The sequence below is a fragment of the Kitasatospora sp. NPDC058965 genome (assembly GCF_042741245.1).
Lineage (GTDB): Bacteria > Actinomycetota > Actinomycetes > Streptomycetales > Streptomycetaceae > Kitasatospora.
The window spans coordinates 1-13,204 of record NZ_JBHYKG010000249.1 but is presented as its reverse complement, the minus strand read 5'-3'; the positions used below and the strand labels follow the sequence as shown (position 1 = coordinate 13,204).

General features: G+C 73.2%; 13 protein-coding genes and 1 pseudogene. 12 read left to right on the top strand and 2 right to left on the bottom strand.

The genetic code is table 11. The features are described 5' to 3' along the window. The first annotated feature begins 132 nt into the window (after window positions 1-132). Window positions 133-1,770, top strand: a complete 1,638-nt coding sequence (locus tag ACFW1A_RS30375) for a TauD/TfdA family dioxygenase (RefSeq protein ID WP_380414361.1) — start codon at window positions 133-135, stop codon at window positions 1,768-1,770. A gap of 13 nt (window positions 1,771-1,783) precedes the next feature. Here ACFW1A_RS30375 and ACFW1A_RS30370 read toward each other — a convergent pair whose 3' ends face one another. Continuing rightward, window positions 1,784-2,569 carry a GntR family transcriptional regulator gene (locus ACFW1A_RS30370; protein ID WP_380414365.1) on the bottom strand — a complete coding sequence of 262 codons (786 nt, stop codon included), beginning with the start codon at window positions 2,567-2,569 and terminating at the stop codon, window positions 1,784-1,786. 343 nt (window positions 2,570-2,912) lie between these two features. Between ACFW1A_RS30370 and ACFW1A_RS30365 the strand changes: the two genes are divergently transcribed. The 9 genes from ACFW1A_RS30365 to ACFW1A_RS30325 all read left to right on the top strand — a co-directional run bounded on the left by ACFW1A_RS30365 (window position 2,913) and on the right by ACFW1A_RS30325 (window position 11,256). Beyond that, window positions 2,913-4,076 (top strand): ABC transporter substrate-binding protein, encoded by a 1,164-nt coding sequence (locus ACFW1A_RS30365; protein WP_380414359.1) that lies wholly within the window; start codon window positions 2,913-2,915, stop codon window positions 4,074-4,076. A gap of 9 nt (window positions 4,077-4,085) precedes the next feature. Next, window positions 4,086-5,042: an ABC transporter permease gene (locus ACFW1A_RS30360; RefSeq protein ID WP_380414357.1), complete on the top strand. Its 957-nt coding sequence runs from the start codon at window positions 4,086-4,088 to the stop codon at window positions 5,040-5,042. A 65-nt stretch (window positions 5,043-5,107) separates the two neighbouring features. Next, a complete protein-coding gene (locus ACFW1A_RS30355) occupies window positions 5,108-5,875 on the top strand; it encodes an ABC transporter permease (protein ID WP_380414363.1) in 768 nt (255 codons plus the stop codon). Between the two features lie 37 nt (window positions 5,876-5,912). After that, window positions 5,913-7,007 carry an ABC transporter ATP-binding protein gene (locus ACFW1A_RS30350; RefSeq protein ID WP_380414355.1) on the top strand — a complete coding sequence of 365 codons (1,095 nt, stop codon included), beginning with the start codon at window positions 5,913-5,915 and terminating at the stop codon, window positions 7,005-7,007. Window positions 7,008-7,009: 2 nt separating this feature from the next. Beyond that, complete coding sequence (locus ACFW1A_RS30345) at window positions 7,010-7,672, top strand: HAD family hydrolase (protein ID WP_380414353.1); 663 nt, start codon at window positions 7,010-7,012, stop codon at window positions 7,670-7,672. 4 nt (window positions 7,673-7,676) lie between these two features. Next, window positions 7,677-7,997, top strand: coding sequence for a multidrug efflux SMR transporter (locus tag ACFW1A_RS30340; RefSeq protein ID WP_110671350.1), 321 nt, complete (start codon window positions 7,677-7,679; stop codon window positions 7,995-7,997). Between the two features lie 107 nt (window positions 7,998-8,104). Further along, the gene (locus ACFW1A_RS30335) at window positions 8,105-10,234 is read left to right on the top strand and encodes an MMPL family transporter (protein ID WP_380414350.1); all 2,130 of its coding nucleotides are present in this window, start codon (window positions 8,105-8,107) and stop codon (window positions 10,232-10,234) included. Between the two features lie 22 nt (window positions 10,235-10,256). Continuing rightward, window positions 10,257-10,649, top strand: coding sequence for an MmcQ/YjbR family DNA-binding protein (locus ACFW1A_RS30330; protein WP_380414348.1), 393 nt, complete (start codon window positions 10,257-10,259; stop codon window positions 10,647-10,649). Window positions 10,650-10,674: 25 nt separating this feature from the next. Further along, window positions 10,675-11,256, top strand: a complete 582-nt coding sequence (locus tag ACFW1A_RS30325; RefSeq protein WP_380414346.1) for a DUF4328 domain-containing protein — start codon at window positions 10,675-10,677, stop codon at window positions 11,254-11,256. Between the two features lie 50 nt (window positions 11,257-11,306). Here the strand turns inward: ACFW1A_RS30325 and ACFW1A_RS30320 are convergent, their stop codons facing one another. Beyond that, complete coding sequence (locus ACFW1A_RS30320; RefSeq protein ID WP_380414344.1) at window positions 11,307-11,663, bottom strand: peptidase inhibitor family I36 protein; 357 nt, start codon at window positions 11,661-11,663, stop codon at window positions 11,307-11,309. Window positions 11,664-11,809: 146 nt separating this feature from the next. Here ACFW1A_RS30320 and ACFW1A_RS30315 point away from each other — a divergent pair. After that, window positions 11,810-12,145, top strand: a pseudogene (locus tag ACFW1A_RS30315) (ArsR/SmtB family transcription factor); the annotation flags it as partial. A 139-nt stretch (window positions 12,146-12,284) separates the two neighbouring features. Then, window positions 12,285-13,148, top strand: coding sequence for an LPXTG cell wall anchor domain-containing protein (locus tag ACFW1A_RS30310; RefSeq protein WP_380414342.1), 864 nt, complete (start codon window positions 12,285-12,287; stop codon window positions 13,146-13,148). Window positions 13,149-13,204 lie beyond the last annotated feature (56 nt).

Sequence of the window (13,204 nt, the reverse complement as noted above, 5' to 3'; positions counted from 1 at the left end):
CCCTCCCCCTGGTCCCGTCGAGCCCGGGCGCCATCCAGCGTTCAGGTGCCGGACACCCGCCGGCCGCGCGCCCCTCATTCGCCTTCGGCAGGGTCGACCAAAAGTTGGCTATACAACTCTTGGGGAACTGCCATGCCTGACGCCGCCGACGCCCTGCGCGCGCCCTTCTGGCTGCGGGACAACTGCCCGTGCGCCGAATGCCGCGACCCGCGGTCCGGCCAGAAGCTCTTCCAGATCACCGAGTTGGCCGCGGACCTCACCGTAGCGGCCGCCACCGAGCTGGCGGGCCACCTGGAGGTGCTCTGGTCCGACGGGCACCGCTCGCGCTACCCGCAGCGGTGGCTGGACGCGGGCGCCGGCGACGACGGGCGCACCGAACGCGGCAAGCAGCTCTGGCAGGCCGCCGACTTCGCGGCCGGGCTGCCCGAGGCGCACTGGTCGCAGTACCTGGGCGACGACGCCGAGCGGGCCGCCGTGCTGCGCGCGGTGCGCCGCTGCGGCTTCGCGCTGCTGCGCGGGGTGCCGGTCGAGCCCGGCACGGTGCTGGCGGTGGCCCGCAGCTTCGGCTACGTGCGCGAGACCAACTACGGCGCACTGTTCGACGTCCGGGTCGAGCCGGACCCCACCAACCTGGCGTTCACCAGCGCCGCCATCGCCCCGCACACCGACAACCCGTACCGCGACCCGGTCCCCACCGTGCAGGTGCTGCACTGCCTGGAGAACGCGGCGGTCGGCGGCGACTCGGGCCTGGTCGACGGGTTCAAGGCGGCCGCGTTGCTGCGCGCCGAGTCGCCCGCCGACTTCGAGCTGCTGGTGCGCACCCCGGTGCCGTTCGTCTTCCGCGACCGCGGCACCGAACTGCGCGCCGACCGCCCGCTGATCACCGTGGACGGGCGGGGGCGGATCCGCGAGGTGCGGATGAACAACCGCTCGATCGACCGGCTGGACCTGCCCGCCGAGCGGGCCGAGGCCTTCTACGCCGCCTACCGCCGGTTCGCCGCCATCACGCTCCGCCCCGAGCTGCAGCTGGCGTTCCGGCTGGACGCCGGCGACTGCCTGGTCTTCGACAACACCCGCCTGCTGCACGCCCGCACCGCCTTCGAGCCCGCCGCCGGCTCCCCCGGGGGCGGGCGGCGCCACCTCCAGGGCTGCTACGCGGACCTCGACGCGCTCGCCTCCACCCTGGCGGTGCTGGACCGGCGGGCGGCCGCGCTGGACGAGCTGCAGGAGCTCTTCGAGCAGGCCGGCGCGGCCGAGTACCTGGGCGAGCCGGTGACCCAGGCCGCGCACATGCTGCAGGCCGCGGCGCAGGCCGAGCGGGCCGGCGCCCCGGCCCACCTGGTGGCGGCCGCGCTGCTCCACGACGTCGGCCACTTCTTCGACGGCGCCGGCCACGGGTCGGTCACCGGCCGGGAGTTGATGCAGGGCCAGGACAACCGGCACAGCGACACCGGCGCCGACTGGCTGGCCCGCTGGTTCGGTCCGGCGGTCACCGAGCCGGTCCGGCTGCACGTGGCGGCCAAGCGCTACCTGTGCGCGGTGGAGCCGGACTACCGGGCCGCGCTCTCCGCCGCCTCCGAGTACACCCTGCAGGTCCAGGGCGGCCCGTTCGCGCCCGAGCGGGCCGCGGCCTTCGCCGCGCTGCCGGGCGCCGCCGACGCGGTCGCGGTGCGCCGGTGGGACGACGCGGCCAAGGAGGCCGACCACGAGGTCCCCGGCTTCGGCCACTACCGCCCGCTGCTGGCCGCCCTGCTGGCCGACCCGCGGTAGCGCCGGCCGACCGTCAGTCGCTCTCCCGGGCGTGCCGGGAGAGCGCCGAGGTGGCCAGCGAGTTGTGCACGCTGAACGCGACCATGCCCGGCAGGTAGCGGTCCTGGGACCACTCCACCGGCCGCCCGGTCGGGTCCGTGGTGCGCCGCCGCTCGCGCAGCAGCGGCGCGCCGCGCCGGCAGCCGAGCAGCTTGGCGTCCTCCGCGTTGGCCGCCACCACGTCGATGGTGTGGTCGGCGTCGGTGAACAGGATCCCGTGCTCCCGCAGGTGCTCGGTGTGCGAGACCACGTCCGGCGGCAACTTGGCCACCAGCACGCCGACATGGGGCGGGTAGATGGTGCGCTCCACCATCACCGGGGTGCCCGACAGGGTGCGCAGGCGCAGCGTCACGTACACCTCCGCACCCGGCTCCAGCCGCAGCTGCTCGCGCTCGGCCGCGTCCGCCGGACGGCGGATCAGCGACTCCAGCTGACCGCCCGGCTCCTCGCCCATCGAGCGCGCCCAGTGGGTGAAGCTGAGCAGCTCCGAGAAGCTCTGCACCCGGGCGTTGCCCAGCACCACCCGGCGGGTGCCGCGCCGCGAGGTGACCAGCCCGTCCGCCCGCAGCACCGCCAGCGCCTGGCGCACGGTGCCGCGGGACACCCCGTACCGCTCGGCCAGCGCGCCCTCGGCGGGCAGCCGGCCGGCCTCGCCGTAGGCCCCGGTGGTGATCGCCTCGCGCAGATCGGCCGCGACCCGGCGGTAGAGGGCACCGCCGGCGTCAGGACCCTGCTTCTGGTCCTGGCCGTCCAGCTGCATCTCGTTCTCCGTCAAGGTCTCTCCCACCGGTTCCCCCTCCCAGATCAGTGTCACCCGCTGCCGCGCGGCCCGAGGACTGGTCCGACGATAGCCGCTCCGGGTGAGCCGTTCGCGCACCACATGGGCGGTTATCCACCGACCGGCTGCGACCGTTCCCGCAGCCGACCCCTGTTCTGGGTCGCCCGTTCACCTTCTGGTCACCGGGATCCGGCGTACTTACCGGCGTCAGGGGTGAAGTTGGCTGACCAACTTGATGGACAGCTCACCCGTGACCCACCCCAACCTACGCAGCCACGCACCGTGTCGTGCGACCCTGCCGCACCTCGATCCAGGAGATCCTCCCGTGACCGTGCACCGCGCCCGTGCCGCAGCCCTCGCGGCTGTGCTGACCGCCGCCGCGCTCTCCCTCACCGCCTGCGGCTCCGCGGGCTCGTCCGCCGCCGACACCAAGGCCGCCGGCGGCAAGGACGCCAAGACCGCCACCTCGGCCGCCGACTTCGGCGGCATGGACGCGCTGGTCGCGGCCGCGAAGAAGGAGGGCAACCTCCACGTCATCACCCTGCCCCGCGACTGGGCCAACTACGGCGAGCTGATGGACGGCTTCACCGCGAAGTACGGCATCAAGATCGAGGACGAGAACCCGGACGGCTCCAGCCAGGACGAGATCAACGCGATCAAGTCCCGCAAGGGCCAGGACCGCGCCCCCGACGTGGTCGACCTGGGCAGCGCCTTCGCCCTGAGCGCCGCCGCGGACGGCATCCTCGCCCCCTACAAGGTCGTCGACTTCGACAAGATCCCGGCCTCCATGAAGGACGCCAACGGCCAGTCGTACAACGACTACGGCGGCTACATGGCGATCGGCTGCGACGCCAAGAAGGTCGGCACCTGCCCGAAGACCTTCGCCGACCTGCTGAAGCCCGACTACAAGGGCATGGTCGCGCTGAACGGCAACCCGACCAAGGCCGGTGCCGCGTTCGGCGCCGTCTACGCGGCCGCGCTGGCCAACGGCGGTTCGCTGGACAACATCCAGCCCGGCATCGACTTCTTCGGCAAGCTGAAGGCCAACGGGAACTTCAACCCGGTCGAGGCGACCCCGGCGACGATCGAGAAGGGCGAGACCCCGATCACCGTCGACTGGTCCTACCTGTCCTCCGGCTACGCCGACAAGTTCAAGGACAAGGGCATCGACTGGCAGGTGTCGATCCCCTCGGACGGCTCCTACGCCCAGTACTACAACCAGGCCATCAACAAGGACGCCCCGCACCCGGCCGCGGCCCGCCTGTGGGAGGAGTACCTCTACAGCACCGCCGGCCAGAACGGCTTCCTGAAGGGCTACGCCACCCCGGCCCTGTTCGACTCGATGAAGTCGGCCAACACCCTGGACGCCACCCTGGTGGCCAAGCTCCCGGTGATCGACAAGCCGTTCACCACCTTCCCGACCCAGGCTCAGACCGACGCGGCCAAGAAGGTCGTGACGGAGAACTGGGCCAAGGCGATCGGCGGCTGACGACCCATCATGAATGACACGGCTCCCACCCCGGTGCCGTCCCCGGCCGCCGCTGAGACCCTCAGCGGCGGCCCCGGGGCCGTTGCCGCCACGCCTGCCACCCCCACCGGCCGCGCCCGTCGCCGTCCCGGCGGCGCCTGGCTCGCCACCCTGCCGCTTTTCGCGTTCTTCCTGGTGGGCTTCGGCCTGCCGGCGCTCGCGATCGTGCTCGGCGCCTTCACCACCTCCTCCGACGCCCCGGACGGCGGCGGAGCGTTCACCACCGCCAACCTGACCCACTCGCTGCAGGGCGCCTACGCGACCTCGCTGTGGGGCAGCGTCAAGCTCTCCGCGCTCACCGCGCTGATCGGCACCGCGCTCGGCCTGCCGCTCGCCCAGGCCGTGGTCACCTCCCGGTTCCGCGCGCTGCGCGAGGTGGTGCTGGCCGGCTCCGGCGTGCTGGCGAACTTCGGCGGCGTCCCGCTGGCCTTCATGTTCGTCGCCACCCTGGGCAACTCCGGCGAGGTCACCAAGCAGTTCTCGCTCACCTCGCACGGGTGGAGCCTGTACACGTTCACCGGCCTGTCGGTCGTGTACCTGTACTTCCTGATCCCGCTGATGATCCTCACCATCACCCCGGCCCTGGACGGGCTGCGGGTGCAGTGGCGCGAGGCGGCGGCCAACAACGGGGCCACCACGGTGCAGTACTGGCGGCACGTGGCGCTGCCGATCCTGCTGCCCTCGCTGCTGGGCGGCTTCGTGCTGCTCTTCGGCTCGGCCTTCGCCGCCTACGCCACCGCCGACGCCATGGTCGGCTCCTCGATCCCGCTGGTCAGCCTGCAGATCGCGGACGCGCTCTCCGGCAACGTGCTGGTCGGCCAGGGCAACGTCGCGATGGCCCTGGGTCTCGACATGATCGTGGTCGCCTGCCTGGTCATGGCGGTCTACCTGCCCCTCCAGCGCCGGAGTGCCAAGTGGCTCAGCTGAACACCCCCGTCAACGCCCGCACCGACCGCCGCCTCGCGAAGGTGCGGTGGGGCCGCGGCACAGTGATGCTGATCGGCGGCCTGTACTTCCTGGTCCCGCTGGCCGCCTCGGCGTACTTCAGCGTGGACAGCCGCAAGGGCATCGACTTCCACGCCTACACCCAGCTGCTCCAGGCCCCCGGCTTCCTGCCGGCCCTGCAGCTCAGCCTGGAGCTGGCCGTGACCAGCGTGGTGGTCCTGCTCCTGCTGCTGGTCCCGGCGATGATCGCGGTCCGGCTCGGCGCACCGAAGCTGCAGCCGGTGATGGAGTTCATGTGCTCGCTGCCGCTGGTGGTGCCCGTGGTGGCGCTCACCACCGGCATCAGCAACGTGCTGGGCTGGGCGCCCAAGCTGCGCGCCACGCCGTTCTACCAGACCCTGATGGCGATCCAGGACCAGAACTTCCCGATCGTGCTGGTGCTCGCCTACGTGCCGATGGCGCTGCCGTTCGCCTACCGGGCGATCGACGGCGGACTGCGCAGCGTGGACGTGCGGACGCTGGTCGAGGCGGCCCGCAGCTGCGGCGCCGGCTGGCCGCGCGCGGTCGTCTCGGTGGTGCTGCCGAACCTGCGCAGCTCGCTGCTCAACGCCTCGGTGATCACCGTGGCGATGGTCCTCGGCGAGTTCACCACCGCCGCCATCCTCGGCTTCGCGCCGTTCTCGGTGTGGATCAGCTCCAACGGCAAGAGCGACGGCCAGATGTCGGTCGCGGTCTCGATCCTGAGCCTGCTGATCGTCTGGATCCTGCTGCTGCTGATGAACGCCGTCGGCCGCCAGCGCCGGGCCCGGTCCTGATCCCCCACCCGTAACACCTCTCCAGGAGTTCACCGCCATGACCACGACCACCCTCAAGCCGCCCTACGGCGCGCCGCTGCACCCGGGCAGCGCCACCGTCGAGTTCCGAGCGCTGCGGAGGGCGTTCGGCTCGACGGTCGCCCTGGACGGCCTCGACCTGACCGTCCACCCGGGCGAGCTGCTGGCCCTGCTCGGCCCGTCGGGCTGCGGCAAGACCACCGCGCTGCGGATCCTGGCCGGCTTCGAGACCCACGACTCGGGCGAGGTGCTGGTCGACGGTCAGGACGTGACCCGCACCCCCGCGCACAAGCGCGACGCGGGCATGGTCTTCCAGTCCTACAGCCTCTTCCCGCACCTGACGGCGCTGGACAACGTGTCGTTCGGGCTGAAGATGCGCGGCGTCGGCAAGACCGAGCGCCGGGCCAAGGCACAGGAGCTGCTGGAGCTGGTCGGCCTGCCGCAGCGGGCCGGGCACTTCCCGCACCAGATGTCCGGCGGCCAGCAGCAGCGCATCGCGCTGGCCCGCGCCCTGGCGCTGCAGCCGCGGGTGCTGCTGCTCGACGAGCCGCTGTCGGCGCTGGACGCCAAGGTCCGCCTGAACCTGCGCGAGGAGATCCGCCGGCTGCAGCAGGAGCTGGGCATCACCACCCTGTTCGTCACCCACGACCAGGAGGAGGCCCTGTCGATGGCCGACCGGGTCGCGGTGCTGCGCGCGGGCCGGCTGGAGCAGTGCGCCACCCCGAACGAGCTCTACGCCCGCCCGACCACCGCCTTCGTGGCCGAGTTCGTCGGCACCATGAGCCGTATCCCGTGCGTCCGCTCCGGCCAGGGCGTCGAGGTGCTGGGCCGCCGCCACCCGGTGGAGGGCTCGCTGCCGATCGCCCCCGGCGCACTGGAGGTGCTGGTCCGCCCGGAGAACGTGGGCCTGACCCCCGGCGGCGACGCCGTGGTCACCGGTGCCAGCTTCCTGGGCGCGGTCACCCGGCTCACCGTGCGGCTGTCCGACGGCACCGAGGTCAAGTCGGACCTGCCCACCGAGCAGGCCGCGCTGCTGCCGGTCGGCGGCGGCGCCACCGTCTCGCTGCCCGACCGCCCGGTCCTGGTGGACCTCGCCGCCACCAAGGGGAAGTGACCGTGCTTCCTTCCGCGGTTCTCTTCGACATGGACGGCACGCTGGTCGACACCGAGCACCTGTGGTGGGAGGCCACCGAGGAGGTGGCGGCCGGGATCGGCTACGCCCTGGGCCCGGTGGACCTGCCCGAGGTGCTCGGCCACGCCGTCGAGCACACCGCCGCGCACCTGGACCGGGTGGCGGCCGGCTCGCCCGGCACGGCCGAGCTGGCTTCCCGGCTGAACGGCTCCTTCACCGCCAAGGTCGCCGCCCAGGTGGTGCCCCGCCCGGGCGCGCTGGCCCTGCTGGCCTCGCTGCGCGACGCGGCGGTGCCCACCGCGCTGGTCTCCGCCTCGCCGCGCCAGGTGGTCGACCTGGTCCTCACCCACCTGGGCCGGGACTGGTTCACCGTCACGCTGGCCGCCGAGGACACCGAGCGCACCAAGCCGGACCCGGCCCCCTACCTGGCCGCCGCCGCCCGGCTGGGCCTGGACCCGGCGCGCTGCGTGGCGGTGGAGGACACCCCCACCGGCGTGGCCTCGGCCTCCGCCGCCGGCTGCGCGGTGCTCGCGGTGCCCTCCTCGGACGCCGCGATCCCGGCCGGCCCGGGCATCACCCTGCTGTCCAGCCTCACCCTGGCCGACCTACCCCTGCTCGCCGGCCTCACGGCCGGGCGCGCAGAATAGTTCGATGCCCTACCTGCTCCTCTGCCTCGCCATCCTGAGCGAGGTCTGCGCCACCAGCTGCCTGAAACTGACCGAGGGCTTCAGCAGGCTGTGGCCCAGCGTCGGCGTGGGCATCGGCTACGTGCTCTCGTTCGCGCTGCTCGGACAGGCGCTGAAGCACATACCGGTCTCGGTCGCCTACGCGGTCTGGTCGGGGGCCGGCACGGCCGCGGTGGCCGCGATCGGGATGGTCGCGTTCGGCGAGCAGCTGGGCAAGCCGCAGCTGCTCGGGATCGGGCTGATCATCGTGGGCGTGGTGCTGCTGAACCTGCGGGCCTCGCACTGAGCCGGACGCCCCCGGTCGAACGCGCGGACGGTGCGCTGACGGCCGTTCGGGTGGTCCCCGACGTGTAGTCACCGGCCGCCCCGGCCCCGCGCTCTAGCGTGAACCGGGTGACCACAGCTGACACCGTCCCGGGGACCCTCGGCCGGCTCGCCCGGTTCTGCCACCGGCGCCGGCGCCTGGTGGTGCTGCTCTGGGCGGTCGGCCTGGTCCTCGTCATGGCGGTCGGGTTCGGCTTCGCCGCGCCCGCCGACAACGACTTCACCGGCGGGCGGTCCGAGTCGGCGAAGGCGCAGAACCTGATCAAGCAGCACTTCCCGGAGCGGAAGGGCAGTTCGCTCACCCTGGCGGTCCAGGCGGCCGCCGGGGTGACCGCGCCCACCGTGCAGCCCCGGGTGGAGGTGCTGCTCGCGGAGCTGGCCAAGGCCCCGCACATCACCTCGGTGCACTCCCCCTACGACACGCCCGGGCAGATCTCCCGCGACGGCACCATCGCCTTCGCCACCCTGCAGTCGGACACCAACCCGCTGCCCAGCTCCGAGGTCAAGCACCTGATCGACGAGACCCGGGCGGCCAGTGGCGACGGCGTGACCTTCGCCCTCGGCGGTGCGGACGTGGTCGGCGCCGAGACCCCGTACGGCGGCGCCTCGGACGCGATCGGCGCCATGGCGGCGATGCTGGTGATCCTCATCGCGTTCGGCTCGTTGCTGGCGATGGGCCTGACCATGCTGGCCGCGGTCTTCGGCATCCTCAGCGGCCTGGCCCTCACCTTCCTGCTCGGGTACGCGTTCCCGGCGCCCTCGTTCAGCCCGATCGTGGCCACCCTGCTGGGGCTCGGTGTCGGCATCGACTACGCGCTCTTCATCGTCACCCGCTACCGCGAGGCGCTGGCGGACGGGGCGGACCCGGAGCAGGCCGTGGTGATCGCCATCGGGCGGGCCGGGCGCTCGGTGCTGTTCGCCGGGGCCACCGTGGTGATCGCCATGCTCGGCCTGTTCGTGGTGCAGCAGCGCCTGCTCAACGCCACCGCCGTCGCCGCCTCGGTGACCGTGCTGATGACCATGGTCGCCGCCGTCACCCTGCTGCCGGCGCTGCTCGGCTACGCCGGGCGCGGGATCGACCGGTTCAAGCTGCCGTACCTGGGGCGGACCGGCTCGCGCAGCCCGCTGGCCGAGCGGTGGGCCCGGGTGATCCAGCGGCGGCCGGTCACCGGGCTGGTGGTCGGCGCCTCGGTGATGATCCTGCTGACGATCCCCGCCTTCTCGATGCGGCTCAGCTTCGAGGACAACTCGACCGAGCCGCGCTCGTCCAGCGGCTACGCCTCGCACCGGATCCTCAGCGAGGGGTTCGGGGCCGGGTCGGACGCGCCGTTCGTGGTGGTGGCCGAGCTGCCGCCCGGCGAGACCGGGGCCGTCCTCGCGCCGTTGATCGGCGCGGTGGCGGCGACGCCCGGGGTGGCGGCGGTGACGCCGGCCCAGACCAGCGCGGACGGGCGGGCGGCGCTGTTCGTGGCGTACCCCACCACGGCCCACCAGGACGCGGCCACCCCGCGGCTGCTGACCGAGCTGCGCTCGCGGGTGGTGCCGGGCGCGGCGGCGGACCTGCCGGGGGTGGTGGTGCACATCGGCGGGCCCACGGCCGGCGACGCCGACTTCGCGGACGAGGTGGCCACCCGGCTCCCGTACCTGATCGCCACGGTGATCGGGCTGGCCCTGGTGCTGCTGCTGGTACTGGTCCGCTCGGTCACCATCGCGGTCAAGGCCGCCGTGATGACGCTGCTCTCCGTCGGGGCCTCGTTCGGCGTGCTGGTGATGATCGTCCAGTGGGGGTGGTTCGGTCCGCTGCTCGGGTTCCCCACCACCGCGCCGATCACCGCCTGGGTGCCGCTGTTCGTCTTCCCGATCCTGTTCGGGCTCTCGACGGACTACGAGGTGTTCCTGGTCTCCCGGATCCGCGAGGAGTACGACGGCGGGTACCCCACCCGCGAGGCCGTCGCCCGCGGGCTCGGGCACACCGCCCGGGTGATCACGGCCGCGGCCGCCATCATGGTGACGGTGTTCCTGTCCGTGCTGGCCACCCCGGACATCGCGGTCAAGGAGTTCGGACTGGGCCTGGCGGTCGCCGTGTTCCTGGACGCCACCCTGGTCCGCATGGTGCTGGTCCCCGCGATCATGGAGCTGCTGGGCAACGTGAACTGGTGGCTGCCGCGCTGGCTCGATCCGGTGCTGCCGCGGGTGTGAGCGCGTGGGGTTGGATGGCCGCATGACTCTGACCCCGGATCAGCTCAAGGCCCGCTGCCTGGACCTCAACGGCGCCGAGGAGACCTTCCCGTTCAACCCGGAGACCTCGGTCTTCAAGGTCGGCGGCAAGGTCTTCGCGATCAGCGCGCTGGACGCGTCGCCGCTGAAGGTCTCGCTCAAGTGCGACCCCGACCTCGCGGTCCGGCTGCGCGCCGAGCACCCGGGGATCACCCCCGGCTGGCACCTCAACAAGCGCCACTGGAACACTGTGCTGCTGGACGGCAGCGTGCCGGAGCTCCTGGTCCAGGAGATGATCGAGGACTCCTACGACCTGATCGTGGCCCGGCTCCCGCGCCGCCAGCAGCTCGCCCTCGACTGGCCGGGCGTGCCGGGGAACACGTCGCCGACCGACTGAGGCGACCGGGGGGACAGGAGCGCACATGGACGCCGCCACTCAACAGCGGGTGCGGGTGGCACACCACCGGGGCCGGCTGACCGACCCCCGGGGCCTGGCCGTCGCCGCCCAGCTGCTGATCGCCGTCCAGGCGGTGCTCGACCTCGCCTACGCCGTCACCACCAGGACCGGCGGGCCGTTGCTCTTCCCGCTCGCCCGGCTGCAGATGCCCGCCTACCTGGCAGCCGGCGTCGTCTTCCTGATCTGGTTCTGGCGCTGCCAGCGCAACGCCCGGGAGATCGCGCCGGAGCGGCTCGGCTTCACCCCCGGCGGGGCGGTCCTGGTCTGGTTCGTCCCGGTGCTCTGCCTGTGGCAGCCCCGCCGGGCCACCCTCGACCTCGTCCGGGTCGGCGGGGGCGCCGGCACCCGCCTGGTCAATGCGTGGTGGACCGCCTGGCTGGCCCACCTGCTGGGCTTCCCGGTCCTCACCGTCGTCTACGCCCTCGCCGGCTACCGCGACTCCGGGACCCCCTGGCTCGCCCTGCCCGACACGGTTGCGGCCATCCTCGCCGTCCAGCTGATCGGGCGGATCACCGCCGCCCAACGGACCCTGCTCGCCGCCCGCTGAACGGCTGCGCCCCGCCCGACCGAGGCCGGGCGGGGCGCGCGGGGGGCGGCTCAGCAGCCGTTCGGGCCGACCGCGTCGATCCGGCCGCCGAAGTCGCCGAGGTACTGCGAGCGCCAGTCACCGGCGAACACGTCGCGCTTCTCGACCGGCTGCCAGTTGATGAAGCAGGCCCGGGCGTTGGCGTTGAACGAGCCGACGTGGTCGTGCAGGTTCGGCGGCATGTCGCGGTAGCCGCTTGCCGCGGTCCACTCCCAGTAGGCGCCGGAGAACCCCTCCTCGCTCCAGAAGCAGATCGAGCCGCCGGGGCAGGGCGGCGGGCCGGCCGGTGCCGCGGCCGCGTGCGTTGCGGGGACCATGACGGCGGTGAGCGCGAGGGCGGCGACACAGGACCAGAAGCGGGCCTTCACGGCATTCCTCCTGTTCGGGGACGAACGATGTGCCGCCATGCTCCCGCCCGGACTCGCGCCGCCACCAGGAGGCACGGCCGCACTTCACCCGATGCGGTAACGCCGGTCAATGCGCTGACCACCCGTCACCCTCCCGCGCCGCGCCCCGCCGGCCCGTCCCGGCCCTGCTCGCCTCCCCCGCGACCACCACCCAGCTCGTCGCCCTGACCGGCCTGCCCCTCGGCTCCGTCGGCCGCCACCTGCGCATCCTGCACGACGCCCGCCTCGTCCACCGCACCCGCGCCGGCCGCTCGGTGCGCTACGCCCGGACCCCGGCGGGCGAGGCGCTGGTGGCGGCCCAACACGACGTCAGCCGACCGCCCGTCGAGCGGCCGGCAGCGCCACGGAGGGTGCCGCCGTCCGCACTGCGGGGCACCGGCGGACAGGGCGTCAGACCTGCGGACACCCGGTTCACCGGATCGTTAGATCCGGGGATTCCCTGATGAATCGTCCACAACCAGGACATAGGCCCGCCAATGGCACTTGACCACCCGCCACTGCTCACCGTAGAACGCTGCCTTACTCCCTGAGCCCTGGTACGCCCGCGCGGCTCTCTCCCCCAGCACGACGAAGTGGCAGCCCATGCGCATACCGTCCTCCCTCGTCAGATCCGCCGTGGCGGTCACCGCCACCGGACTGACCCTCGCCGTGGCCGCGGCGCCCGCCTTCGCGACCGGCACCCGCACCATCCCGCTGCACCAGCCCACCCCGATCCTCGCCGCCGGCTACGGCGGCGGTGGCGACTGCCCCGGCATCGCGTCCGACCAGGACGGCTGGAACTTCGTCCTGCCGAAGAAGGACGAGGTCTTCACCAAGCTGACCGTCACCTTCGAGCCCGGCGGCACCCAGGTCGTCACCACCTTCGGTCCGCCGGACGCGAAGCACGCCAACGTGGCGTCCGCGCCCGGCGCGAAGCTGGTGTCCGCCGTCGCCGAGGTGTCCGGCGGCACCGACACCTGGTTCAACCTGTCCCACACCTGCCCGGCGAAGCCCTCGGGCAGCACCACGGGCGGCTCCACCACCGGCGGCAGCACGACGGGCGGCAGCACGACCGGTGGCTCGACCACCGGCGGCGACACCACCGGTGGCACGACGGGCGGCACCACCGGCGGCGACACCACGGGCGGCACCACCGGCGGCGACACCACGGGCGGCACGACGGGTGGCACCACGGGTGGCACGACCACCGGCGGGACCACCACCGGCGGCACGACCGGCAGCCCCTCGCCGTCCCCGGCCTCCTCCCCGTCCGGCGCCTCCAGCCCCACCCCCGGCACCTCGGCCTCGCCGACCGCCGCCGCGGCGACCGCGACCAAGCCGGCCGCCGGTTCGCTCGCGTTCACCGGCACCAACGTGGTGGGCATCACCGTCGCCGGCCTCGCCCTGCTGGGCGTGGGCAGCGTCCTGGTGCTCCGTCGCCGCAAGGCCACGAACACCGAGATCTGATCCGGTCCCGACGGGACCGACGACCGGGCCGGGGCGGAGGGCACACCGCCCCGGCC